We start from the raw sequence: 23315 nt of genomic DNA on the forward strand, positions 1-23315 counted from the left end.
GGTTTTGCGCGTGCAATCTATTGTTATCAACGGGCGTTTCCTCGGCCAGCCCTTGTCAGGCGTGCAGCGCTTCGCCCGCGAGCTGACGCTGGCGCTCGATCGCAAGATTTCCGCAGGCGCCCTGCCCACCTCGCTGAAAGGTGCACACTGGCGGCTGGCCGTACCACGCGATACGCCCGTGGATCTCAAGCTCTCTACCATCGAAATTGACAAATTCGGCTCCGGTCCCGGCCACATCTGGGAGCAGACGTCGCTGCTTTTACGCTCGCGCGGCAGCCGCCTGATCGGCTTCGGCGGCAGCGGCCCGCTTCTGCATCGCCGCCAGGCCGTCGTCATCCATGACGTGACGATCTTCCGCCATCCGCAGTCCTTCAAGCGCAGCTACCGCCTGCTGCACAGTGCTCTCGGGACCGTGCTGACACGCACCGCCAAGATCGGCACCGTCTCGGAATTCTCACGGCAGGAGCTTGCATCCGTGTTCCGGGTTCCGTCAGCCGGCATCGACGTCGTCTACAATGCCGTCGATCACTATGCCGCCATCGAGCCGGATGAGGCCGTCATGCTGCGACTTGGTCTGAAGGCGAACGGCTTCTTCCTGCTTGTGGGAACAATGAAACCCAACAAGAACCTCGATTTTGCCATCCGCGCTTTCGAGGCGCTCAAGGATACCAATCAGAAGCTCGTCGTCGTGGGCGGCTCCGCACCGACCGTGTTCAAATCGGACAGCCAGCAATCGAACGACAGCCTGCTCTTCCCCGGCCGGCTCGCCGACGCGGAAATCGCCGCGCTGGAGCGTCATGCCACGGCTTTCGTTTTTCCGAGCCTCTACGAAGGTTTCGGTATCCCGCCATTAGAAGCAATGACTCAAGGCTGCCCGGTGCTTGCGGCCGATATTCCTGCGGTGCGCGAGGCGTCGGGCGATGCCGCACTCTACTTCGATCCGTTCCGACAGGACGAACTCGTCGATGCCATGCGCAGGATCGTGACGGATGAGACGCTCCGCGAAGATCTGCGCCGGCGTGGCTACGAGAACATCAAGCGCTTTTCATGGGACGGCAGCGCAGATCGCGTCCTCTCCATGCTGGAAACGCTTTGAGAGGCTTTATAGCGGAGCTTGCCGCCTGAACATGATGACGAAATAGCTGTAGAGGCCGAGCAGACAGAAGAGCGCGCCGCCAACCACGCCCCCGGCCACGAATATCCATAGCGAGTACCCAAAGCCGATCGTCGCTAGCACCGGCAGGGCGAGCCCGATGGCGGACAGGATAACGGGCGGCCAGACGAAATCGAAGGCAAGGGACATCATCACCTTCACACCGATCACCATGGCACACAGCGCGCCGATCATGCCACCGGCCATAAGCGCAGCATCATGGTAAGAGCCGAGATAGCCGCCGATCATCGTGCCCATATTCAGTAATGCACAATCCAGTGCCGCGAGCAGAAAGATCGTCAGCAACCGGTGCTGTAGATGCGCAGGGGTGGGCAGCATATTGGCCGTCAGCGCACGGCATGTCGCAAGGCCGATGACAAAGGGGGCGACGGCAAGAAACTCCTTGCGCAAACCAGCTGCGATGACCAATTGCCCGACCGGCTGCAATAGCGCGAAAATGCCGGCGGCCGTCATCAGCGTCAGACCGGTCAGCAGCGAATAATATTCGCCAAGCTGTTTGGCAAAGGCAGGCGTCCGCCCATCGCGATCATAGGTCGTGACGACATCGGGATATTGAATTGCCTGCAGCGCAGAGACGATCAGGATAAAGGGTCGCTGCAGCAGATCAAGCGCCAGCAGCGCGCCGGCAGCGCCACCCGCTCCCAACATGGCCGTAAGGATGGACTTCAATCCCAGCGGTGTCAGCATGCCGATAACGGAGGCGCTCGCGGCGACGCTGCCATACACGAAATGCTTTCGTACCAGGGCCTTCTCGAACGAAGCCGCCTCGTGCAGACTATTGCGGGTCAAAAGTACGGCAAGGAGCCCATAGGCAAGATAGCCGGCCATCAGACCGGCGACGGTCCATGGGAAGGTCGGGGCAATCGCCGCGCCCGCAAGCGTACCGATCGCCAGAATCGTCGCACGCGAACCCTGCAGCCGCGAAAAGACGCGAAATTCCTGACGAAAGCGCAGCATGGTAAGATGCAGGTCGCTGCCACCCTGGAAGATCGCAACCAGGCCGCCAAGCACGGCAATCTCTGCAGAGATAGAAAAGAAGATCGAGACGGAAGCGGCGATCAGGCAGATTGCCGAGCATGCCGCGAATTCTACCGTCAGCGCCTTGCGCTCCAGCGCCTCGCTCCCAGGTCCATGCCCCGGATAGAAGCGGCTGCAGGCAAAACGAACCCATTCGAAGCAGAGGATCGCCGCAAACTGGCTGATCGAGATGAACAGCGAATAGGCGGCATAATCCGCTGGCGTCAGCAGATGCGCCACAGCGATCAGCAGCCCGAAAGCCACCGCAGCCTGATAGAAATATGCAGCCAATGCCACGATCTTCGCCATGACTGCAGATAACAGGAAAAGATTGAGGAAAGCGCTAACCCCGGAAGGGCAATTGCAGCATTCGGCAGCGCGACCGCGCCTTGATGGGCCGCCTTCGAAAACCGGGGCATTTCATTCCTGAAAAACCTGCTCGCAACATTAGGCGAGCGATACCCCTTATTTCCTGCTCGCTTCTCCTCTCATCCAGGCGATAACCGTCTCAAGGGCTGCGGATTTGCGATAGCGCGGCCAGACGAGATAGAAGTCGGATGGACCGCTTAGCGCCCCCTGGATAACCTGCGTCAAGCGACCTTCCGCCATATCTCGCGCCACGAAATCGCGGTTGGCTAGAACGATTCCCTGCCCGGCGATCGCCGCTTCGATCGCATGCGATGTCTGGTTGAAACTGATCCCTTTATAGGAGGCGTGAGCCGCCCGCCCGAAATGCTTGTCGATGAATTCGGGCCAGGAATTATGGGCATCATGAAGAAGCGCGTATTCGGCAAGTTCTTCCGCAGTCTTCGGCGGCTTTCGGTCCTGCAGCAATGCCGGGCTGCAAACGGCAATGATCTCTTGCTCGAAGAGCAGTTCTGTCGCCAGCCCCGGCCCGAAAGGTGGTCGCCCGTAGCGGACTGCAAGATCCACTCCATCAGCCTGGAAGCCTGACATGCGTTCCGTCGCAAGGATATGAAGATCGAGATCGGGATGACGAGCGGTAAAATCCGGCAGGCGCGGAATCAGCCATTTCGATGCGAATGTCGGCGTAGTGCTGATGGTGAGCCTGACAGGCTGCGGCCTGAGATCGCCGGTTGCTTGTGCGATAATTTCAAAGGCACGCCTGATATCGGCGATATAGGCCCGCCCCTCGCCCGTTAGCGCCAAAGTCCGCGGCATTCGCTCGAACAGCTTTACGCCAAGCTCGGCTTCCAGCCCGCGCACCTGCTGCGCTACGGCGCCCTGCGTAACCCTAAGCTCCTCGGCCGCGAGCCTGAAGCTGCAATGGCGCGCGGCCACTTCGAATGCCTTCAGACCGTTCAGCGAGGGAAGTTTACTGAGTGAACCATTCATACGATAGTTTTTCTACTGGCAAACAGGAGTTTATCTGCTTCGCTCTCGCGCGAAGATGATGATATTTCATCGATAATTTCGAGGCAATCAGTTCTGGCAGAACAAGATGAAGGAGGAACCGAAAATGTCGATAGAAAAAGTGGCTGTCATCACGGCGGGCGGTAGCGGCATGGGCGCTGAATGCGCCAGACGTCTTGCGGCCGATGGCTTCCATGTCGCCATCCTCTCCTCCTCCGGAAAGGGTGAGGCACTGGCTCAGGAACTTGGCGGCATCGGCGTTACCGGCTCCAATCAGTCGAATGACGATCTCAAGCGCCTGGTCGATGCGACGATGGAAAAATGGGGGCGGATCGATGTGCTCGTCAACAGCGCCGGCCATGGTCCGCGCGCCCCGATCCTTGAGATCACCGACGAGCAATGGCACACCGGCCTCGATGTCTATCTCATGAACGTCATCCGTCCGACGCGCCTCATTGCCCCCATCATGCAGAAACAGAAATCCGGCGCGATCATCAACATCTCCACGGCATGGGCATTTGAGCCATCGCCAATGTTCCCGACTTCGGCCGTATTCCGCGCGGGCCTTGCCTCCTATACGAAGATTTTTGCAGACACCTACGCCGCCGACAACGTGCGCATGAACAACGTCCTGCCCGGCTGGATCGACAGCCTGCCGGCGACCGAAGAGCGCCGTGACAGCGTGCCGATGCAGCGTTATGGCACCAGCGCCGAGATCGCCGCCACCGTCGCCTTTCTGGCCTCCGATGGCGCTGGGTATATCACGGGCCAAAACCTCAAAGTCGATGGCGGCCTGACCCGCTCGGTGTAATCTTTGCAAAACAGCATCGTCTCGTTTTCGCTCTCTCAGGCACTCCTTGGGAGAGCGATTCTGTTTGGAGCACAACAGCAGAGATTAAATTACCTTGGGTTGGCCTGCGCCATGAGCTGCGAAGCTCATAGCCTGAAAGCGAAACCGTGGCTGGTGGCGGGCGAATTGCCTTTTCGCACTGCACACGTTAGAAGTCCCGCCAATTTTGAGGGATGGAAACCGGCAATACGGAAACAGAATTGCCTGGGGAGGAATGCCACCATGGAGATCGTTCACACGATAGCCGCTCTGCGCGAACGGCTTGGCGAACACCGCAAAGCCGGCAGGAAAATCGGCCTGGTGCCGACCATGGGTTACCTGCACGCCGGCCATATGGAACTGGTCTCTCGCGCCAAGGCCGAAAACGACGTCGTCGTCACCTCCATTTTCGTCAATCCGCTGCAGTTCGGCGCCAATGAGGATCTGGGGAAATATCCGCGCGATCTCGAGCGGGATAGTGCCATGCTGCGTGACGCCGGCGTCGATTTTCTCTTCGCACCCGCTGTCATCGACATGTATCCGCGACCGATGGAAACGGTGGTCGACGTGCCGAAGCTCGGGGCGGAGCTGGAAGGTGCGGTTCGCCCGGGGCACTTCGCCGGTGTTGCCACCGTCGTCACCAAGCTCTTCAACATCGTCCAGCCCGACAGCGCCTATTTCGGCGAGAAGGACTATCAACAGGTCACGATCATCCGCCGCATGGTCGAGGACCTGGCCCAGCCTGTCCGGGTCGTACCGGTGCCGACCGTTCGCGATGCGGATGGCCTGGCCCTCTCCTCGCGCAATGTCTATCTGTCGAAGGAAGAGCGTGCTGCCGCTGCTATTATCCCGCAAGCATTGGCGGAAGCCGCAAGGCTTTACGATCTCGGCGCGGATGATCCAGCAGCACTCGAAGAGGCGCTCCGTGCCTTCATCGAAAGGGAGCCACTCGCGACCGTGGAAGTCGCCGCCGTTCGTCATCCCGAAACGCTGGAACCGCTGACCAGATTACGGGGGCAGCCGATCCTCATCGCCTTGTTTGTCCGCATCGGCACCACCCGCCTGCTCGACAACCGGGTTATTGGCAGCAAATCCGGCAACGAAGGGGTCGCCTGAAATGAGCACCGTCGGACATACCAAGCGCACGACGCCGGCAGCCATCGAAGCGATGAAGGGCACCCGTTCCATCGTCAGCCTGACGGCCTATACGACGCCGATTGCCCGTCTGCTCGATCCGCATTGCGACCTGCTGCTGGTCGGTGATTCCCTCGGCATGGTGCTCTACGGCATGGAAACGACCGTCGGCGTCACGCTGGAGATGATGATCGCCCACGGCCAGGCCGTCATGCGTGGCGCCAAGCATGCTTGCGTCACCGTCGACATGCCTTTCGGCTCCTATCAAGAATCGAAGGAACAAGCCTTTCGCAATGCCGCCCGCATCCTGAAGGAAACCGGCTGCGATGGCGTGAAACTTGAGGGCGGCGAAGAGATGGCCGAGACCGTGGCCTTCCTGACCTCTCGCGGTATTCCGGTCTTCGGCCATGTCGGCCTCATGCCGCAGCAGGTGAATACGACTGGCGGCTATCGCTCGCTCGGCCGCTCGGACAAGGAAGCGGACAAGATCAGACGTGACGCCAAGGCGATCTCGGAGGCCGGCGCCTTCGCCATGGTCATCGAAGGCACGGTCGAACCGCTCGCCCGCGAGATCACCGCCGCCGTCGCCATTCCCACCATCGGCATCGGCGCATCGGCCGCCTGCGACGGGCAGATCCTCGTTTCGGACGACATGCTCGGCCTGTTCAACGATTTCAAGCCGCGCTTCGTCAAGCACTTCGCGGAGCTGGCACCCATAATCTCGAAAGCGGCGGAAGCCTACGCCGAGGAAGTGAAGGCCCGCACGTTTCCGGCACTGGAGCATACCTTCCAGCCGAAGAAGTGAGGCGCCATCAGCTCTTGGCCGGCTCTTTCTCAAGCAGATAGATCGCCTCGCCGAAATCCTCCATCTTGCTCATCAATGCCGCATGGGCATCCCGCAAACCCTGATTGTAATAGTAAGGGCCGATCTCGGCCGTGAAGAAATCGAGCAGGAATTCGGTGGGCAAAGTGCCGAGCGTCTGGTCGAGCTCTTCGGCGAAATAGCGCTGAAGACGCGCGACCATGGCTGCCTTCTCCTCCTTCGAAAAGGTGATCTTCTTCATGTTTCCATCTCTCATTTGCGAGCGGTCTCTAAGGGCTGGATCAAGGAAATCAATTGATCCATCAAGGAAATTCAATTGCTGGCTCCAAAGGCACGGCTTACACCTCCCGCCATTGAACAGCGCGGCAACAAATGCGCAAGGATACAACCATCGTTGTTTCCATGCGAAATGCGCGCCCTCGACACGACATCCGGACGAAAGCACCGGATTTTCCACAAAGGACAAAGCGGACCATGAGTCGCGCGGAATTTCTTGAAGGCTTGAAGGGTGGCATTCCCGTCGGCCTCGCTGCAGCGCCTTTCGGCGCCCTCTTCGGTGCGTTGGCGCGCGATCAGGGCATGTCCCTTGGCGAACTGACCCTGATGAGCGGCACCGTCTACGCCGGTGCCAGCCAGATGGTCGGGATCGATCTCTTCGGCCACAATGTTCAGGCCTGGCTCATCGTGCTGTCGATCCTCGCCGTGAACTTCCGCCATGTGCTCTATTCGGCAGCGATTGCTCGCTATGTCAGACACTTTTCCGCTGTGGAGAAGTTCTTCACCTTCTTCCTACTGGTCGATCCGCAATTCGCCGAGACGATCAAGCGCCATGAGAGCGGCAAGCCCGTGACCTTCGCCTGGTACATCGGTTTTGCGGCGGTAATCTATATTCCCTGGGTGGTGATCAGTCTGATCGGCGGTCTTCTCGGCAGTTTCATCGGTGATCCCAAAGCCATCGGTCTCGATGTTCTGCTGCCGGTCTATTTCCTCGGCATCGTCATGGGCTTCCGCACGCGCGACAACTTCCTGCCCGTCGTCGCCGTCAGCGCCGTGGCATCGGCCATTGCCCATCGTTATGTCGGCTCACCCTGGCATGTCAGCATCGGCGCATTGGCGGGCGTCGCGCTTGCCGCAATGCTGCCGCCGGTCAAAGCGAATCGCAAGCCTGATATCGCGCACGAAAGCCACGAGGTCTGACCATGTTCGATTTCAATTCGCATATGGTGTTGCTGATTGCGGCCGCGGCGGTGGTGACCTTTCTGACGCGCGTCGGCGGCTATATCCTGATCGTCAAGATGACCCGCATTCCGCCGCGCGTCGAGGCAGCGCTCAATGCCGTGCCCGCCGCTGTTCTTACGACCCTCGTCGCACCGGCCTTCTTCATCGGCGGCTGGGATATCAAGGTGGCGATGCTCGCAGCTCTTCTCGTCGGCCTGCGCTACCCGTCGACTTACATGCTCGTCGCCGGATGGATCGTCGTCATGGCATGGCGCCATTCCATAGGCGCTTGAGACGGACCTCATCCCCTTTTCAATTTGGAATGAGGTCCATATTTCTCAATGGCTAAGCTCGAGCGTGGCATTTTCCAGCCACGCCCGTACGTCATGATCATGGATCAGCGGCATCAGCGCTTCGCGCGTCCGGGCGTGATACTCGTTCAGCCAATGCAACTCCTCATGCGTCAGCAGTTCCACCAGCACCAGGCTGCGATCGATCGGGCAGAAGGTCAGCGTTTCGAAGCCCAGCATCGGCATGTCGCCGCCCTCGATCTCCTCCGGATCGCGGATATAGATCAGGTTTTCGATGCGGATGCCGAATTGACCCGGACGGTAATAGCCGGGTTCGTTGGACAGGATCATGCCGGGAAGCAGTTCCTGCACGGCAAGGCGCGCAATGCGCTGCGGCCCCTCATGCACCGACAAATAGGAGCCGACGCCGTGGCCGGTGCCATGCGCGAAATCGACGCCCGCCTTCCACAGCGCGATGCGCGCCAGCGGATCGAGATCGCAGCCGCGCGTTCCCTTCGGGAAACGAGCCGTGCTGATGGCGATCATTCCCTTCAATACCAGCGTGAAGAGGCGCTTCTGCTCTTCGGAGACGGCACCGATGCCAACTGTACGGGTGATATCGGTGGTACCGTTGATATATTGCGCACCTGAATCGATCAGGAACAGTTCGCCGGCCTGGATCAGCCGGTCGCTCGCCGTGGTTACGCGGTAATGCATGATGGCCGCGTGTTCGCCGGCACCCGAGATCGTATCGAAGGAGATATCCTTCAGCGGGTTCTGCATGCTTTCGCCGACGCGGGCGCGGCAAGCTTCCAACCGTTCTGCCGCAGCGATTTCCTTCACCGTTCCAGGCTTGCTTGTCTCCAGCCAGTAAAGGAACTCGACCATGGCGGCGCCATCCTGCAGGTGCGCCGCGGCCGATCCGTTGATTTCGGCAATATTCTTGCAGGCGCGCGGCAGCTTGGCGGGATCATTGCCCTCCACGACCTCACCACCTTCACGACGGATGATGTCGGTCAGAGCGTAGGAGGCAAGATCGGGGTCGACCAGGATGCGCCCGCCATTCGCGGCCGCAGCGGCCAGGCGCTTGGTAAGTTCCGACGGCGGCAGCTGCTCGCAGATCTGCGTGAGATAGGCTTCGGCCTCGACCTTGGTCTTGCGCTTGTCGAGGAAGAGCGCCGCTTCCTCTTCCGCATAGATGATGGCGCGGGCCAAGGGATGCGGCGTGTGCGGCACGTCGCTGCCGCGGATATTGAAGATCCATGCGACAGAGGACGGATCGGTAATCAGTGCCGCCTTGAGGTTTTTTTCCTTGAGGCCGTTTGCAATCGTCGCAAGCTTGTCCTTGGCGAGGATACCGGCCTGGGCGATATCCTGAATGATAACGCTGCCCAGTGGCTCGGGCGGCCGGTCGGTCCAGAGCCTGTCAAGCGGATTGTGGGGCAGGAAGACGAGCTTGCCGTCGATCTCGGCCAAGGCCTTTTCCAGTCGGCGTACTTCGGCCCCCGTATGCAGCCACGGATCGATGCCGAGCCGGAAACCTTTCTTCGCGTGACGCGGCAGCCAGACATGCGGCGGCTCGTTCACCAGATCGCCTCCGGTGAAGACGCTCCGATCCACCTGCTCTGCAAGCTGCGTCACATAACGGCCATCCACGAAAACCACGGCCTGAGAGTGTGTGATAAGCGCAACACCTGCCGATCCAGTGAAGCCCGTGAGCCATGCGAGACGCTCCGAGCATTTGGGCACATACTCGCCTTGATACTCGTCAGCCCGCGGCACGAGGAAGCCGTCAATGCCGAGATCGTCGAAAGCAGCGCGCAAGCCGGTAACACGCTCGCGGCCGAATTGCGGGGTGGAAGTGACGTCGAAAGACTGAAACATGGGCTGATCCGGTAGTGGTGGAGAGTTCGTGAAACTGAATATTGCCAGTATGTTAGAGCATCACGATCGGAAGTGCGACGTGATTTTCGATCTCTAAGACGCTATGTACGATTACCGCAATATCACACCAGATGAGAGTAGTTTATCTCGCGTCGACCGTTAACGAATGCGCCCATTTCGTGAGCATGCCAAGCCGATTATGACAACTTCACGGCACGAAACATGCATATTACGCATAGCTCCCATGAAGCTGCCCCCCTGCCACACCGACGGGCGAGTCGCTATATCCGCGGCATCAAACGGGGTTCACGAAGAACCAGCTCGAAACCAAGGACTTAAGACAATGCCTATCTCTCGCTCCGCATATGTTAGCCCGGCGCTGGCTGGCGAGCGTCGTACCGTACGCCATTCCGTCGGCTCGCTTCGTCAGCTCGAAGTCGAAACTGCAAAGGCAATCGGCGCCAACCGCGGCGGTCGCCGCTAACAAGTTTACGATCTACGCGTTCCAAGTGATCGCAATCCGGTTCTCCTCCTCCCTCGGATTATGATCAGAACGCTTAGAGCCCGCTTGAGCACTCCTCCTCCACACGCTCGCGGGCAAGATCGGTGAAAACCGATCTGAAGGCGGTGCTTCGGCACCGCCTTTCTTATTTTTGCAATTGTTGATGCGGGAAGTGACCGGCTCAAGGCCGGTCGAGATGGATGGTGACCCAGCCGTTGCGCCAGATCGTGCGCACATGCCGCAGATGCGCGCCGTTATAGGCAGCGAGAACCTTCCAGCGCTGCTCGGCAAGAATACCCGACAGAATGACCGAACCGCCCGGTGCCAGATGCGCCACAAGCTGCGGCGCCATCTTGATGAGCGGACGAGCCAGAATATTGGCGATGATCAGGTCGAACGGTCCATGACGGGAAAAGGCTGTGGAATGGAAGCCCGGTGCCGTCTCCAGCGTGACACCGGAGGCGATGCCATTGCTGCGGACATTTTCCTTCGCAACGCGGACGGCAATCGGATCTATGTCTGTCGCCAGAACCGGAATATTGCGCAGCTTGCGCACGGCAATCGCCAGCACGCCGCTGCCCGTCCCGAGATCGAGCGCGTTGCGCACGCGGCGGCTCGCAACAACCTTCTCGATCGTCTCCAGGCAGCCAGCAGTCGTCCCATGGTGACCAGTGCCAAAAGCTTGTCCTGCTTCGATTTCGATGGCGATGTCGCTGGAGCCGACCTTGTCGCGATCATGCGAGCCGTGCACGAGGAAGCGGCCGGCACGCACAGGCTTCAACCCTTCCAGCGACTTGGCGATCCAGTCGATATCGGGAAGCACTTCCTTTTGAACGACGAGATCGGCGAAAGTCGGCTTCAGGAGCGCTTCGAAGCGACCACGGACCTCATCTTCATCCGCAGCGTAGAGATAGATCGACGCTTCCCAGACATCGTTCTTCTCGTCGATCTCCGTTGTTGCAATCGGCAATTCTTCGTCTTCGAACACCGGCGTCATCAGGTCCAGAACCTGACCGGCCTTCTTCTCGTTCGTCGTCACATAAAGGCGGATTTCGCTCAACTCGTCGCTCTTTCTCGTTCTTATTCGGCCCAGTCGATCCAGGGCGGTTTCGGCGTGTCGTAGCCGGCCGCACCCCGAAGCAATTGCCGGCGGACCGGGCCAAAGCGCAGCAACAGCGGCGCAAGGAAATTTCGCGCCGCAACTGCCAGCGGGTTTTGCATCGTCACCAATCGTGTCAGGCCATAGGTCTGTTTCAAGACCCGCTTGACGGCAGGAATTCTCAAGGCCGAATACTCCTGTTCGCGGCCTTCCGCAATGAGCCACGCAAGCCAGCAGGCATCTTCGATGCCGAGATTCATGCCGCGCGCGCCGGCCGGCGAATGAATATGTGCGGCATCGCCGGCAAGAAAGACATTCCCTTTGGCCATCGGCTCGATATGCCGGAAATGGATGCGAAACTGCGAGGCCCACGTCCTTTCCGAAACCGCAGCCGGATGCGCGATACGGCTTTCGAAATCCTCCAGTGTCGAGATGTAGCGAATGATGCCGTCCGAGACAGGTAGGCGGCCGACCATGCCGGGATCGAAGAGCGATATCTCGCCGAAATGCGTATCGACCGGCTCCGCATAGCGAAAATCGGCAAGATAGAAATAAGCCTCCAGCGCCTCGCCCGGGAAGCCGGCACCGAATGCCTTGCGCACCGCAGAATGGGCGCCATCAGCACCGATCAATATGTCCGGCCGCGCTGTTTCCGACGTACCATCAGCTCGGCGCAGCGTGACCTCCGGCTTTTGAAGGTCTGCCATGGCTTCTGCAACCACGGCCGTCTGCCATTCGGGCGAGATGCCATAGGCTGAAAGCGCCTCCATCAGCAGGCGCTCGGTATTGCCCTGTGGCAGGGCGCAAATAGCGCTGAAGCGGCCTTTTACCTCTCGCGTATCCAGCTCGATCAGAATTTTCTTATTCGAGCGGACACGAAAGCGTTCGATCGGTTGCGCGGCGGCGACAATGCGCTCCGCAACGCCAGAGGGAGACAGCAGCGTCAGCGTGCGGGCGTTAACACCCAACGCGCGGCTCTCTTCCTTGGGCGTCGGCCCAGTGCCGTCATCGACAATACGTGGCGAGAAGCCGCGGCGGGCAAGTTCGAGAGCGGCGGCAAGACCAACAGGCCCGGCCCCAACGATCAGAATGGATCTGGATTTTCCCTGTCCGCCAATCCCCTCGCCCATGCAGGTCCTATCCCTTCTTGACTAGGTTCTCCAGTTTCTTCACCGCCACGTCCGGGTCCTCCTCATAGGCGATGGTTCCGGCAAAGCGGCCCTGCGAATCCAGCAGGAAGACGGAAGCGGTGTGATCCATCGTATAGTCGCCATTCGGCTGCTTGTCGTCGACCGGCACCTTCTTGGCATAGACACGGAAGCCTTTGACCATGTCCATCACCTTGGCTGGATCACCGGAAATGCCGGTAATGCGCTTCGAAACGTTGGAGACATATTGGTCCATGATGGCAGGCGTATCACGTTCGGGGTCAACGGTCACGAAATAGGCGTTAAGCTTGGTGCCGTCCGGATCGACCTTCTGCAGCCAGGCGTTCAGCTCGAACAGCGTCGTCGGACAGACATCCGGGCAATGCGTGTAGCCGAAGAAGACGGCAGAGGGCTTGCTGCGAAATGCCTGCTCGCTGATCGGCTGGCCGCTCTGTGAAACGAGCGTGAAGGGGACACCATAAGGCCCGGATGCCGCAACCTCCGGCGACTTGCCGCCACCAAAGCTGAACCAGCCCAATAGTCCGGCTACGATCAACACGGCCACCCAAACTGCAATCCGCACGCTTCTCATGAATACTATTCCTCACCAATACGGACGATCGTACCGAAAGTGTAGTGCGATCGCGCCCTAGCCGATGTAACGGCTCGAAGTGGAGGACGCAATTCAAGAAGATGTTCAGAGGAGGCCGAAATCGTCGCAGGATAGAAATGAGTATCTTGCACGCACTGATCCACTCGTTTCCTCGCCCTCCTCAAGCTCGGCAGGACGAAATCTGCATTGATGTTAAATCAATCCTAACCAGTCCGCGCCAACATCTGCTTCAACGGTCGAACTCGCTTTCGGCCACCGCCCGAAAGCGCGGCGAACCTCTTTATCCCAGAAGGGCATGACGCCCGCCGGAAGCAAGGCTTCTTTGTCGCCAAAGCACCGGATGCTGATGCTGCCCAAGCCGCTCCAGCCGATCTCTCTTTTCAATCGCGAGCGTCGCTTGCGGCGATGCCAAACGGGAAGTTCTCGAACATGACGAACGCCATCAAGCAATCGGGCGCCTATCTGGAAATCGTCTCCTTTCATCTTGGCGACCAGGAGTTCTGCATCGACATCATGGCCATCCGCGAAATCCGCGGCTGGGCGCCGGTGACGCCGATGCCGCATACACCGCCCTACGTGCTCGGCCTCATCAACCTGCGCGGTGCGGTGATCCCGGTCATCGATATGGCCTGCCGCCTCGGCATGAAGATGACGGAACCTTCGGAGCGCTCCGCAATCATCGTTACTGATATTGCGGGCAAGCTCGTCGGTCTCCTGGTAGAGCAGGTATCCGACATGATGACCATCAAGAGCGAAGATCTGCAGCCGGCTCCGGAAATCATCCCCGAAGGGCAGCGCGCCTTCTGCCGCGGCATTGTGGCGCTGGAAAAGACCATGGTCTGCTTCCTCAACCTCGATACGGTCATTGCGGATCAGTTGGCGCAGGCAGCCTAATTTCAATAGTCGGCTCACAAAAGCAGATCGCCCTGGAGCCGAACTCCAGGGCGATCGTTTTTGTATAACCGGTTTTGGCAGGGGTGTAGCCAAGGACGCGGTGTTGCAGGCCGTGAACAGAGGCGAGAGTCGCCTTCCCGTTCGCTTCTGAAATTGCATCAAAAAGGTGCAAACCGAAAGCAACCAGAAGGAATTCGACAACCCAAGAGTATGACTTTTTTTGGTATTATCTTTCTACGAGCTATTTTCCGGTATCAGGATACCATTATTTCGGCTTGCCGTTTTTCCATGTAACCTGTTGGCCGAACAAGGGGATCGTCGAAATGGCCATCTTGGCTGAGCCATCCGTCAACTGCCGCGAATGGATAAGATAGACGAGCGTGTCATTCTTCTTGTCGTAAATGCGGGTGACGACCAGCTTCTTCCAGATGAGCGACAGACCGGCGCGAAATACCTCCTCGCCGCTCTGGGACAGGTTGATATCGCCGATCTCGATCGGACCGGTCTGACGGCAGGCGATGGAATTGTTGGAAGGATCTTCGAACCAATTGCCCTTGCGCAGCCGGTCGATCACGCTGCGGTCGAAATAGGTCACGTGGCAAGTGATGCCCGAGACTTCAGGGTCCGGCACGGCATCGACCAGAATATCATTGCCCGTCCAGTCCACGCCCACCTTGCCGACAATTTCGGCGGAAGCGGAAACGGGCGCCAGAGCCAGAAAAGACGCGGCAATGGCGGCAGAAAGTTTGGGTGAACGCATCGATCATCCTCCAACAACAGCCGCCAAGAGCAAGAGCGGCACGGCTAAGGTAAGATGGTTCATGATCGTTGCAAGATGAAGGAGGCATCTCCGAATGGGCGCACTTCGCCAGTAATAGGCCCAGGTCGCCAGGAGGGACGCCGTCAAAGCAACGGCGTCCGGAAAACGCAGGATAACGCATCATTTCACTTCTGACTGATGGCCACCGTGCCGGTTTCCAGCAGCGATTTAAGGTTGGACAAGATCTTCGGCCACCCACCGGAAACGGCTTCGATCAGCTTCGAGTCCTCGACCTCGATTGTATGGGTAACCGTGAGCTTGACGACACCGTCCGCCGGCTCCAGTTCCATCACGCAGCGCGACCAACCTTCAGCCTTCAGGTCAGGGCGCCACTCGTTGCGCCATTTGATGGCAAGCCGCCGTGGCGGTTCCAATTCCGCTATCTCTCCCGTGTCGGCAACACGGCCATCCGGAAAGAGCATTTTCCACGGCGATCCAACCTTCCACTCGGTCTCGTGGATCATGTCGAACCAGTACTGCTTGACGAATTCGGGCGTGGTCAGCGCCGACCAGAGCTTTTCCTGGGTGGTGCGGATAAAGGTGACGTAGACAAATTTGCTTCCAGTCATGCCATTTCTCCTCGTTTTTAATTCCGTTGTTCTTGAGCTCACTGCCCGCCCTCGCCTTCCAGCACCTTTTTCAAGGCCGAAAGCGTATTCAGATGCCGCTGTTCGAACTTGTTGATCCAGCGTTCGGCGATGCCGTTGATCGGGACCGCGTTGATGAAATGTAGCTTCTCTCGCCCATGCTTCTCCGAGGAGATCAGATTGGCCTCCTCCAGAATGGCAAGATGCTTGGCGACTGCCTGGCGGCTCATGTCCAAATCCTCGCAGAGGGCGCTCAGGGTCTGCCCGTTCCGCTCATGAAGCCTGTCGAGCAATTGCCGCCGGCTGGCATCCGCCAACGCCTTGAAGACTGCATCATCATCCACGGATACGAAACCATTTGGTTGCCTTTTACGATCTTACAAGCAACCAAATGGTTGCCTGTCAAGTGATATGCAGACGAGGCAATCGCATTGCGCCTCAAAGACACGGCAATCGAAGGATTTATCCAGGAACGATTGACAACCTTCGCGCCACGTCGGATCATCCGCCCATGATCGCAAAGCGGACCACAGTAATGCACCTTCACACCATCTCTCCCTTTGCAGGGCGAGTGGAAGCTGTGTTGCGCTGAGCTGACCGCGATCCATCTCAACCCTGCCGAGGCGAGCAGGGTTGAAGCCTCCTTGCTCTCCTCATCAATATCAAGGAGAGCCCATGTCTTTCGAAGAGCAAGAACGCGCCAAACGACGATCAGACAAGATCGGCGCTATCGAGATTCGTGCCTCGCACCCATCCGACGCGGAAGGAATTGCGGCCATGGCCAATCTACCCGGCTTTCGCGCCGGCACGCTTCGCCTGCCCTTTCAAAGCGTCGAGGAAACACGGCAATGGCTGGAGAAATCATCGCCCAACTCGACCGGCCTTGTCGCCGTGCTTGAGGGGCGGATTGTGGGCAATGCCGGCCTGAACCGCCTTGCGGGTCGCCGGATCCACAGCGGTAGTATTGGTATGGGCGTGCATGACGATTTTACGGGCTGCGGCATCGGCTCCGCACTGTTGGCCGCTATCGTCGATACCGCGGACAACTGGCTGGCGATCAAACGGCTGGAACTAACCGTCTATGTCGACAACGCGCCAGCGATCAAGCTCTACCAAAAATTCGGATTCGAGACCGAAGGCCGGCTGCGTGCCTTCGGTTTCCGCAATGGCGAATATGTGGATGCGTTCGCGATGGCGCGGCTGAGATTGTGAGCAATCACGCGGTGGCGGATGTGATTCCGCCGCCGCTCATCATCAGCCGATCAAATCCAGCCACTCGTCCTCGGTCATGACCTGGACATTGAACTCGCGCGCCTTATCCAGCTTCGAGCCGGCGCCCGGCCCTGCCACGACGATATCGGTCTTCTTCGACACGGAGCCGGAAACCTTTGCGCCCAGGCTCTCGGCCTTCGCCTTGGCTTCGTCGCGGGTGAATTTTTCCAGAGAGCCGGTAAAGACGACGGTCTTGCCGGCCACCGGACTGCCCGAAGTCACCGGTTGCTCGGCCTCCTGCGGCTGCACCTCCTCCAGGAGCTTCGCGATGACCTCAGTATTGCGCGGCTCCTTATAGAATTCGACGATGGCGCGCGCCACTACCTCGCCGATGCCCTCGATATTGTTGAGGTCGTTCCACGCATCCCCGCTAAGGGGTGCTGCTTCTTTCATCCCTGCCTCGAAGGCCGCATAAGTGCCGTAGGACCGCGCCAGAAGCTTTGCCGTCGTCTCGCCGACATGGCGAATACCGAGCGCGAAGATGAAGCGATGCAGGGCGATCTGGCGCCGCTCATTGATCGCGGCATAAAGCTTGCCAACACTGACCTTGCCGAAACCATCGATATTTTCCAGCTTCGTCAGTGACGTCTGCTGGCGCTTTTCCAAGGTGAAGATGTCAGGCGCAGTCTTTATCTGTAGCGCCGGATCCTCGCTCTCAAAGAAGAAATCGATCTGCTTCGAGCCCAGACCCTCGATGTCATAGGCATTGCGCGAAACGAAATGCTTGAGATGCTCCGTCGCCTGCGCCCGGCAGATGAACCCGCCAGTGCAACGTGTGACGGCATCGACCTTACCGGTCTTCTCATTGATATCGCGCACCGCGTGGCTTCCGCAAACCGGGCAGATTTTGGGGAATTCATAGGGCGCGCTCGAGGCTTCCCGCTTTTCCAGCACGACATCGACGATCTGCGGGATGACATCGCCTGCGCGCTGGACGATCACCATGTCGCCGACACGAATATCGCGGCCATCGCGGATCAGCTCGCCCTTGTTGCCGATGCCCTTGATGTAGTCGGCATTGTGAAGCGTCGCATTGGTCACCACGACGCCGCCGACGGTGATCGGCTCGAGGCGCGCGACCGGCGTAAGCGCGCCGGTGCGGCCGACCTGGATATCGATACCGACCAAACGCGTGAATGCCTGTTCCGCCGGAAATTTATGCGCGGTCGCCCAGCGCGGCGAGCGGGAGCGGAAACCAAGGCGAGCCTGCAGTTCCAGGCTATCGACCTTGTAGACGACGCCATCGATATCGTAATCGAGATCGGGCCGTTGCAGCCCTATCTGATCGTAATGCGCGAGAATATCGGCAACCGAATTCAAGCGTTCCATCAACGGGTTGACGGGAAAGCCCCAGGATTTGAAGGTCTGCACCATGCCGTATTGCGTATCCGCCGGCATGTCGGACATCTCGCCCCAGGCATAGGCAAAGAACTTCAGCTTGCGGCTGGCCGTCACCTTCGCGTCGAGCTGGCGCAGCGATCCGGCGGCCGTATTGCGAGGATTGACATAGGTCTGCTTACCCTCGGCCTCCATCTGCACGTTGAGCGCCAGGAAGTCGCTCTTGGCCATATAGACCTCACCGCGCACCTCGACGACCGAGGGAGCGCCCGCTGGCAAGGTCTGAGGGATTTCCTTGATGGTCCTGATATTGGCGGTGACATTCTCACCTGTCGTGCCGTCACCGCGCGTCGCGGCGCTCACCATGCGGCCGTTCTCGTAGCGGATGGACATGGAAAGACCGTCGATCTTCGGCTCCGCCGTGAAGGCAATGGAATTGTCAGGCAGGCGACCGAGAAAGCGATAGACGCTGGCGACGAAATCCTCGACATCTTCCTGCGAGAAGGTGTTGTCCAACGAGAGCATTGGCCTGGCGTGGACGACAGGCGCAAAGGTCTCCGAGGGTGCGGCACCGACCCGGCGTGATGAGCTATCAGCGCGAATCAATGCGGGAAACCGAGCCTCGATCGCATCATTGCGCCGCTTCAGCGCATCATACTCGGCATCCGAAATCTCCGGCGCATCCTTGCCATGATAAAGCGCGTCGTTGCGCGCGATCTCTGCAGCCAGATAGGCAAGCGCTGCGGCCGCTTCCTCTTCGCTCAAATCTTCCACGGGCTTCTGTTCGGTGCTCATGAATCTACACTCCCCGATTTCGGAGATGTTTTAGAGCACTTCCGCGAAAAGTGCGAAGCGGTTTCGGCCCGGAGCACGTAAAAACAAAGGGAAAAATCTGCATTTCAGTTACCGAATGCCAATAACCATCATGGTAGCGTTCACGACAACTTTACGCCATGATCGGCCCTTCTTGGTGTTACAGATGCGGGAAATATCGGCCTCGATACAGCCTGAGCGGAATTCTCTTTCCCAGTCCCGGGCAGCGGCTCTTTCCCGAGTATCGCAGGGGATTTAAGATAGTTATTATGAGAGCGAGACCTCTGGAAATGATCGGATCGTCAGCAGAAATTCGAAATCACGCATGAAGTATCGTCTTGCCGTTCTCTCCATTTCTCTCATCGGTGCAGTCTTGATCATGAGCTCGTTCGTCAGCCGCTCTGCGTTGGGGCTGGTCGTTAGAGCTTGTGAGATCAACTCCACCCTGACCGGATCGCCATATCCGTGCCTCAAAATAGTGGAGTCGCCGGATCCGCTGTCGTCCTACGTTGTCCTTCGCGAACCGGCTGACAAAGAACGAACCATTCTTGCGCCCCTCGCCGACGTCCCCGGTATCGAGGACCCTCGCCTTCTGACCGCAGGAGCGCCGAACTACTTTGAGGAAGCGTGGAAAGAGTTATCGGCAATCGATCCGCGTGCAACGAAGGCTTCGAGGCAGAATTTTGCTCTGGCGATAAACGCCGCCAGCTGGCGCACGCAAGATCGGCTTCACATTCATATGGGATGCGAGACACCTCGCTTCAGGGCGCTATTGAAGGCTCATGTGACGGAGATTGAAAGCGGCCGGTTTACCGACCTGAAGACCCGAGCTGGCTGGTGGGCAAGTTTCCACACGGCCGATGACCTCTCGAATTTGAACCCGCTGCAGCTCGTCGCGGACGGCATCGATGGCGCCCGTTCAAATATGGAAAACGTGGTGGTCGGCGTCTTTGGCGCCGTATTGCCTGACGGGCAGCATGGTTTCTATGTTCTGGCGAGAATAAACAAGGCACACAAATCCCGCGGGTCCGCGGAGGATATGATCGATCCTAAGTGCGGGCTCTGATGCATGTCGCGCAGACGCGGATCAAGACCAGCGCTCGCAAAAGGCTTCTATGTCGCTTGATTGAAAATCAGCAAGCCGCTCGATGATTGTTTCAAACGGCCAATCCCACCAGGCAATGGACGCAAGCCTCTCTGCAATGCTTCGCGTGAAGCGCTCTCGAATGAATTTCGCGGGAATACCGCCGACGATCGTATATGGTTGGACATCTTTGGTGACGACAGCGCCTGCTGCAAGCACTGCACCGTCTCCAACCTTTACGCCCGGCAGAACGATCACGCCGTGACCAATCCAGACATCGTTGCCGATGACAGCGCGGTCTTCCTTCCGCCGATCGAAAAACGCATGATCCCGCACGGCGTCCGCCGAGTAATATTCCGGGCAATAGGTGAAACGATGCATGGAGGGGCGGTCCATCGGGTGATTAGGAGCGCCAATTCTGACCTCTGCCGCAATGGCGCAAAACTTTCCAATCGTTGCGTCGCCCACGATGCAGCGGGGGCCCAGATAGGAGAAATCCCCGAGTTCGGCCACGTGTAGAGATGTGTCTTCCAAAATCTCGCAGCATCTGCCGATGCGCGAATCTCTTATCTTCGCCGTCGGGTGGATAACGGTTTCCGCGATTTTGGGGCGATTTGGCTGTGCGGTCGAGTGCATTGACGGTCTCCGGATTCTAGCCTGCCTAACCGGGGACGATGAAGGATATGTGACGCAGGACTGCCGAAAGACCGAGCGAGATGTCAGCGGCAGGGCGTCGCCGATATCTGCTCCATGGACAGTCGTGAGATCAGCCGTTGCCGGCCAGCAAGCGTTTGGCGGCCGCTCTCGCCTCTTCGGTCACAGAAGCGCCGGCAAGCATGCGGGCGATTTCCTCGGTGCGATCCTTCGGCTCCATGGTAGCGACGCGCGTGGAAATTTTTTCCGAACCGTCCGCGACCGGCCCCTTGGAGATCAGGAGATGCGTTGCGGCGCGAGCGGCGACCTGCGGTGCATGGGTGACCGACAGCACCTGTACGCGATCGGACAGGCGCTTCAGCCTCTGGCCAATCGCATCGGCGACGGCGCCACCGACACCCGTGTCGATTTCGTCGAATACGAGGGTCGGCGCCGAGCCGCGATCGGCGAGCGCAACCTTCAATGCCAGGAGAAAGCGCGACAGCTCGCCTCCGGAAGCGACCTTGGTGATCGGGCCTGGACGCGTACCGGGGTTGGTCTGAACGTGGAATTCGACGACATCGATACCATCGGCCGTTCCGGCTTCGGGATCGCTTGATATCTCCACCATGAAACGCGCACGCTCGAGCTTCAGGGCTGGCAATTCGGCCATGACGGCCGCTGCAAGCGCCTCGCCTGCGTGGCGGCGCTTCTCCGACAGGCTGCGCGCTGCAACGTCATAATCCGCCTTGGCGGCGGAAAGCTCGGCAGCAAGACGCGCTAGCCGCTCTTCGCCGGCATCGAGATCGGCGAGATCCGAAATCATGCGTGCGGCCAGGGCCGGCAATTCCGTTACCGGCACGGAGTATTTACGCGAGGCGCCCCGCAACGCGAAGAGACGCTCTTCGACCCGCTCTAGTTCGCGCGGATCGTATTCCGTCTTGCGCAGCGCGGCTTCAACCTCCATCTGCGCGTTGGAAAGCTGATCGAGAGCAGCGTCCAGCAATGCGACGGTATCTTCCAGAAGGCCAGGTGCCTCATGACTCTTGCGCTCCAGCCGGCGCACCAGCGAGGCGATATGCGGCACGGGCGATGCGTTGCCATTGAGGAATTCGGACGCCTCGGCGATATCGCCGGCAATGCGTTCGGCCTTCATCATCCGCGAGCGCGTTTCGGCAAGCTCGTCCTCCTCGCCATCTTGCGGCGAGAGCTTCCCCAGTTCCTCGACAGAGGCGCGAAGATAGTCGGCCTCGCGGGCAGCCCGCTCCACCTGCTCTCTGTGCTTCCTTAACGTGCGATCGGTATCGCGCCAGATCTTGTAAAGCCTGCCGACTTCCTGTGCCTCATCAGCGAGGCCAGCGAAAGCATCGAGCAAGATGCGATGCGCATCCGTATCGACGAGCGCACGGTCATCGTGCTGACCATGAATTTCGACAAGGAGTTGCCCGATCTGGCGCATGAGCTGAACGCTGAGCGCCTGATCGTTGACAAAGGCTTTGGTGCGGCCATCGGCGGACTGAACGCGGCGGAAAATCAAATCGCCGTCATCATCGATGCCGTTTTCGCGCAGGAGCTTGCGGGCCGGATGCTGCGTGCCGACATCGAACACAGCGGTCACCTGACCGCGCTCCTCGCCATGGCGCACCAGCCCGCCATCGCCGCGCCCGCCCAGGGCCAGCGACAGGCTGTCAAGCAGGATGGATTTGCCCGCACCCGTCTCGCCGGTCAAAACCGAAAGCCCGGACTCGAAGGCAAGATCCAGCCGCTCGATCAAAACGATATCGCGGATCGAAAGCTGGATCAGCATCTGCGCTCAATCTCACGTCCCAAGAAGAAGTTTCTTGCCCGCCCTGGAAATCCACGAGCCCGAATTTTCACTCGGCTCGACGCCGCCCTTCTGCAGCAGCTGATAGGAATCCTTATACCAGCGGCTGTCCGGATAGTTGTGACCGAGAACCGCGGCGGCTGTCTGGGCTTCGGGAACAATACCCATTGCATAATAGGCTTCGACGAGTCGCGCCAGCGCTTCTTCGATCTGGTTCGTCGTCGGATACTGCTCCACCACTACACGGAAGCGGGAAATAGCAGCCAGATAATCCTTGCGCTCCAGATAATAACGGCCGACCTGCATTTCCTTGCCGGCAAGCTGATCCTTGGCAAAGCGGATCTTTTCCTGAGCGTCGCTGACATATTGCGACTTCGGATAGGTATTGACGAGCTTGGTCATCGCCTCGATCGTCTGCTGTGCAGCACGCTGGTCCTGCGTCACGTCCACGATCTGCTTGGCATAGGACGAACCGACCAGATATTGCACGTAGTCGGCATCTTCCGAGCCGGGATATTGCTTGAGATAGGTATTGCCGGTCTGCACCGCATCGTCATACCGGCCTGTGCGGTATTTCACGAAGGTGCTCATCACCAATGCCTTGCGCGCCCATTCGGAGAAAGGCTGCTGCTGATTGATGGCATCGAACTTCTTGCCGGCCTCCGTCATGTTGCCAGCTTTGATGTTGGCAAGGCCCTGATTGTAGAGCATCTCCGGCGGATCGGTCTCGACACCAAGCTTGGTGATGTCGATATCCTTCTTCGTATTACACCCTGTCACCACCGCACCGGTACCGGCCAGAAGGAACGATACGAGCAAAGCCCGTGCTGTGATATTCATGCGTTCAGACCTTGCAAAACCCATCGGATGACTGTCCCATAACCGTCGTTGCGGAGACGGCGTTCTCTCTCGCTGGCGTTTCTAGCCGCAAAAACACCATCAGG

The 23315-nt window shown here is 59.0% G+C and carries 24 protein-coding genes; 10 read left to right on the top strand and 14 right to left on the bottom strand.

Going from position 1 to position 23315, the window contains the following annotated elements:
* The first annotated feature begins 10 nt into the window (after positions 1 to 10).
* Positions 11 to 1096 (top strand): glycosyltransferase family 4 protein, encoded by a 1086-nt coding sequence (locus tag RTCIAT899_RS11060; protein ID WP_041677918.1) that lies wholly within the window; start codon positions 11 to 13, stop codon positions 1094 to 1096.
* Between the two features lie 6 nt (positions 1097 to 1102).
* Here the strand turns inward: RTCIAT899_RS11060 and RTCIAT899_RS11065 are convergent, their stop codons facing one another.
* Complete coding sequence (locus tag RTCIAT899_RS11065) at positions 1103 to 2488, bottom strand: hypothetical protein (RefSeq protein WP_244441410.1); 1386 nt, start codon at positions 2486 to 2488, stop codon at positions 1103 to 1105.
* A 168-nt stretch (positions 2489 to 2656) separates the two neighbouring features.
* On the bottom strand, positions 2657 to 3547 hold the full coding sequence (gcvA, locus tag RTCIAT899_RS11070; RefSeq protein ID WP_015340320.1) for a transcriptional regulator GcvA: 891 nt from the start codon (positions 3545 to 3547) through the stop codon (positions 2657 to 2659).
* A 124-nt stretch (positions 3548 to 3671) separates the two neighbouring features.
* Between gcvA and RTCIAT899_RS11075 the strand changes: the two genes are divergently transcribed.
* The 3 genes from RTCIAT899_RS11075 to panB all read left to right on the top strand — a co-directional run bounded on the left by RTCIAT899_RS11075 (position 3672) and on the right by panB (position 6333).
* The gene (locus RTCIAT899_RS11075) at positions 3672 to 4376 is read left to right on the top strand and encodes an SDR family oxidoreductase (protein ID WP_015340321.1); all 705 of its coding nucleotides are present in this window, start codon (positions 3672 to 3674) and stop codon (positions 4374 to 4376) included.
* A 261-nt stretch (positions 4377 to 4637) separates the two neighbouring features.
* On the top strand, positions 4638 to 5510 hold the full coding sequence (gene panC, locus RTCIAT899_RS11080; protein ID WP_015340322.1) for a pantoate--beta-alanine ligase: 873 nt from the start codon (positions 4638 to 4640) through the stop codon (positions 5508 to 5510).
* Between the two features lies 1 nt (position 5511).
* Positions 5512 to 6333, top strand: coding sequence for a 3-methyl-2-oxobutanoate hydroxymethyltransferase (panB, locus tag RTCIAT899_RS11085; RefSeq protein ID WP_015340323.1), 822 nt, complete (start codon positions 5512 to 5514; stop codon positions 6331 to 6333).
* A 7-nt stretch (positions 6334 to 6340) separates the two neighbouring features.
* Here the strand turns inward: panB and RTCIAT899_RS11090 are convergent, their stop codons facing one another.
* The gene (locus RTCIAT899_RS11090) at positions 6341 to 6592 is read right to left on the bottom strand and encodes a DUF2164 domain-containing protein (protein ID WP_015340324.1); all 252 of its coding nucleotides are present in this window, start codon (positions 6590 to 6592) and stop codon (positions 6341 to 6343) included.
* A gap of 233 nt (positions 6593 to 6825) precedes the next feature.
* Here RTCIAT899_RS11090 and RTCIAT899_RS11095 point away from each other — a divergent pair, with 233 nt between their 5' ends.
* Positions 6826 to 7548: an AzlC family ABC transporter permease gene (locus RTCIAT899_RS11095; protein WP_041677919.1), complete on the top strand. Its 723-nt coding sequence runs from the start codon at positions 6826 to 6828 to the stop codon at positions 7546 to 7548.
* Positions 7549 to 7550: 2 nt separating this feature from the next.
* The gene (locus RTCIAT899_RS11100; RefSeq protein WP_015340326.1) at positions 7551 to 7862 is read left to right on the top strand and encodes an AzlD family protein; all 312 of its coding nucleotides are present in this window, start codon (positions 7551 to 7553) and stop codon (positions 7860 to 7862) included.
* A 45-nt stretch (positions 7863 to 7907) separates the two neighbouring features.
* On the opposite strand, the gene RTCIAT899_RS11105 is transcribed toward RTCIAT899_RS11100, so the two are convergent.
* Positions 7908 to 9743 carry an aminopeptidase P family protein gene (locus RTCIAT899_RS11105; RefSeq protein WP_015340327.1) on the bottom strand — a complete coding sequence of 612 codons (1836 nt, stop codon included), beginning with the start codon at positions 9741 to 9743 and terminating at the stop codon, positions 7908 to 7910.
* 343 nt (positions 9744 to 10086) lie between these two features.
* Here RTCIAT899_RS11105 and RTCIAT899_RS33785 point away from each other — a divergent pair, with 343 nt between their 5' ends.
* A complete protein-coding gene (locus tag RTCIAT899_RS33785; RefSeq protein ID WP_015340328.1) occupies positions 10087 to 10227 on the top strand; it encodes a hypothetical protein in 141 nt (46 codons plus the stop codon).
* Positions 10228 to 10426: 199 nt separating this feature from the next.
* On the opposite strand, the gene RTCIAT899_RS11110 is transcribed toward RTCIAT899_RS33785, so the two are convergent.
* The 3 genes from RTCIAT899_RS11110 to RTCIAT899_RS11120 are packed head-to-tail and all read right to left on the bottom strand — an operon-like array spanning position 10427 to position 13084.
* The gene (locus tag RTCIAT899_RS11110; RefSeq protein WP_015340329.1) at positions 10427 to 11305 is read right to left on the bottom strand and encodes a 50S ribosomal protein L11 methyltransferase; all 879 of its coding nucleotides are present in this window, start codon (positions 11303 to 11305) and stop codon (positions 10427 to 10429) included.
* Between the two features lie 20 nt (positions 11306 to 11325).
* Positions 11326 to 12474, bottom strand: coding sequence for an FAD-dependent oxidoreductase (locus tag RTCIAT899_RS11115; protein WP_015340330.1), 1149 nt, complete (start codon positions 12472 to 12474; stop codon positions 11326 to 11328).
* Positions 12475 to 12481: 7 nt separating this feature from the next.
* Complete coding sequence (locus RTCIAT899_RS11120; RefSeq protein WP_015340331.1) at positions 12482 to 13084, bottom strand: SCO family protein; 603 nt, start codon at positions 13082 to 13084, stop codon at positions 12482 to 12484.
* A 450-nt stretch (positions 13085 to 13534) separates the two neighbouring features.
* Here RTCIAT899_RS11120 and RTCIAT899_RS11125 point away from each other — a divergent pair, with 450 nt between their 5' ends.
* Positions 13535 to 13999, top strand: coding sequence for a chemotaxis protein CheW (locus RTCIAT899_RS11125; RefSeq protein ID WP_015340333.1), 465 nt, complete (start codon positions 13535 to 13537; stop codon positions 13997 to 13999).
* 265 nt (positions 14000 to 14264) lie between these two features.
* Here RTCIAT899_RS11125 and RTCIAT899_RS11130 read toward each other — a convergent pair whose 3' ends face one another.
* The 3 genes from RTCIAT899_RS11130 to RTCIAT899_RS11140 all read right to left on the bottom strand — a co-directional run bounded on the left by RTCIAT899_RS11130 (position 14265) and on the right by RTCIAT899_RS11140 (position 15750).
* A complete protein-coding gene (locus RTCIAT899_RS11130) occupies positions 14265 to 14759 on the bottom strand; it encodes a CreA family protein (protein ID WP_015340334.1) in 495 nt (164 codons plus the stop codon).
* Between the two features lie 185 nt (positions 14760 to 14944).
* Positions 14945 to 15388, bottom strand: coding sequence for an SRPBCC family protein (locus RTCIAT899_RS11135; protein WP_015340335.1), 444 nt, complete (start codon positions 15386 to 15388; stop codon positions 14945 to 14947).
* A gap of 38 nt (positions 15389 to 15426) precedes the next feature.
* On the bottom strand, positions 15427 to 15750 hold the full coding sequence (locus RTCIAT899_RS11140; protein WP_015340336.1) for an ArsR/SmtB family transcription factor: 324 nt from the start codon (positions 15748 to 15750) through the stop codon (positions 15427 to 15429).
* 331 nt (positions 15751 to 16081) lie between these two features.
* Here RTCIAT899_RS11140 and RTCIAT899_RS11145 point away from each other — a divergent pair, with 331 nt between their 5' ends.
* Complete coding sequence (locus RTCIAT899_RS11145) at positions 16082 to 16618, top strand: GNAT family N-acetyltransferase (protein WP_015340337.1); 537 nt, start codon at positions 16082 to 16084, stop codon at positions 16616 to 16618.
* Between the two features lie 42 nt (positions 16619 to 16660).
* On the opposite strand, the gene ligA is transcribed toward RTCIAT899_RS11145, so the two are convergent.
* Complete coding sequence (gene ligA / locus RTCIAT899_RS11150) at positions 16661 to 18811, bottom strand: NAD-dependent DNA ligase LigA (protein WP_015340338.1); 2151 nt, start codon at positions 18809 to 18811, stop codon at positions 16661 to 16663.
* 343 nt (positions 18812 to 19154) lie between these two features.
* Here ligA and RTCIAT899_RS11155 point away from each other — a divergent pair, with 343 nt between their 5' ends.
* Complete coding sequence (locus RTCIAT899_RS11155) at positions 19155 to 19895, top strand: CDP-diacylglycerol diphosphatase (RefSeq protein WP_015340339.1); 741 nt, start codon at positions 19155 to 19157, stop codon at positions 19893 to 19895.
* 21 nt (positions 19896 to 19916) lie between these two features.
* Here the strand turns inward: RTCIAT899_RS11155 and RTCIAT899_RS11160 are convergent, their stop codons facing one another.
* From RTCIAT899_RS11160 to RTCIAT899_RS11170, 3 genes are all read right to left on the bottom strand, one after another.
* Positions 19917 to 20549: a DapH/DapD/GlmU-related protein gene (locus RTCIAT899_RS11160; protein ID WP_015340340.1), complete on the bottom strand. Its 633-nt coding sequence runs from the start codon at positions 20547 to 20549 to the stop codon at positions 19917 to 19919.
* 130 nt (positions 20550 to 20679) lie between these two features.
* Positions 20680 to 22353 (bottom strand): DNA repair protein RecN, encoded by a 1674-nt coding sequence (gene recN, locus RTCIAT899_RS11165; RefSeq protein WP_015340341.1) that lies wholly within the window; start codon positions 22351 to 22353, stop codon positions 20680 to 20682.
* 12 nt (positions 22354 to 22365) lie between these two features.
* A complete protein-coding gene (locus RTCIAT899_RS11170; RefSeq protein ID WP_183709668.1) occupies positions 22366 to 23235 on the bottom strand; it encodes an outer membrane protein assembly factor BamD in 870 nt (289 codons plus the stop codon).
* Positions 23236 to 23315 lie beyond the last annotated feature (80 nt).

The organism is Rhizobium tropici CIAT 899 (genome assembly GCF_000330885.1).
GTDB lineage: Bacteria > Pseudomonadota > Alphaproteobacteria > Rhizobiales > Rhizobiaceae > Rhizobium > Rhizobium tropici.

Coding starts and splice junctions, on each gene's coding strand:
- gcvA (WP_015340320.1), bottom strand. CDS start 3,547: ATGAATGGTTCACTCAGTAAACTTCCCTCGCTGAACGGTCTGAAGGCA.
- RTCIAT899_RS11075 (WP_015340321.1), top strand. CDS start 3,672: ATGTCGATAGAAAAAGTGGCTGTCATCACGGCGGGCGGTAGCGGCATG.
- panC (WP_015340322.1), top strand. CDS start 4,638: ATGGAGATCGTTCACACGATAGCCGCTCTGCGCGAACGGCTTGGCGAA.
- panB (WP_015340323.1), top strand. CDS start 5,512: ATGAGCACCGTCGGACATACCAAGCGCACGACGCCGGCAGCCATCGAA.
- RTCIAT899_RS11090 (WP_015340324.1), bottom strand. CDS start 6,592: ATGAAGAAGATCACCTTTTCGAAGGAGGAGAAGGCAGCCATGGTCGCG.
- RTCIAT899_RS11095 (WP_041677919.1), top strand. CDS start 6,826: ATGAGTCGCGCGGAATTTCTTGAAGGCTTGAAGGGTGGCATTCCCGTC.
- RTCIAT899_RS11100 (WP_015340326.1), top strand. CDS start 7,551: ATGTTCGATTTCAATTCGCATATGGTGTTGCTGATTGCGGCCGCGGCG.
- RTCIAT899_RS11105 (WP_015340327.1), bottom strand. CDS start 9,743: ATGTTTCAGTCTTTCGACGTCACTTCCACCCCGCAATTCGGCCGCGAG.
- RTCIAT899_RS33785 (WP_015340328.1), top strand. CDS start 10,087: ATGCCTATCTCTCGCTCCGCATATGTTAGCCCGGCGCTGGCTGGCGAG.
- RTCIAT899_RS11115 (WP_015340330.1), bottom strand. CDS start 12,474: ATGGGCGAGGGGATTGGCGGACAGGGAAAATCCAGATCCATTCTGATC.
- RTCIAT899_RS11120 (WP_015340331.1), bottom strand. CDS start 13,084: ATGAGAAGCGTGCGGATTGCAGTTTGGGTGGCCGTGTTGATCGTAGCC.
- RTCIAT899_RS11125 (WP_015340333.1), top strand. CDS start 13,535: ATGACGAACGCCATCAAGCAATCGGGCGCCTATCTGGAAATCGTCTCC.
- RTCIAT899_RS11130 (WP_015340334.1), bottom strand. CDS start 14,759: ATGCGTTCACCCAAACTTTCTGCCGCCATTGCCGCGTCTTTTCTGGCT.
- RTCIAT899_RS11135 (WP_015340335.1), bottom strand. CDS start 15,388: ATGACTGGAAGCAAATTTGTCTACGTCACCTTTATCCGCACCACCCAG.
- RTCIAT899_RS11145 (WP_015340337.1), top strand. CDS start 16,082: ATGTCTTTCGAAGAGCAAGAACGCGCCAAACGACGATCAGACAAGATC.
- ligA (WP_015340338.1), bottom strand. CDS start 18,811: ATGAGCACCGAACAGAAGCCCGTGGAAGATTTGAGCGAAGAGGAAGCG.
- RTCIAT899_RS11155 (WP_015340339.1), top strand. CDS start 19,155: ATGAAGTATCGTCTTGCCGTTCTCTCCATTTCTCTCATCGGTGCAGTC.
- RTCIAT899_RS11160 (WP_015340340.1), bottom strand. CDS start 20,549: ATGCACTCGACCGCACAGCCAAATCGCCCCAAAATCGCGGAAACCGTT.
- recN (WP_015340341.1), bottom strand. CDS start 22,353: ATGCTGATCCAGCTTTCGATCCGCGATATCGTTTTGATCGAGCGGCTG.
- RTCIAT899_RS11170 (WP_183709668.1), bottom strand. CDS start 23,235: ATGGGTTTTGCAAGGTCTGAACGCATGAATATCACAGCACGGGCTTTG.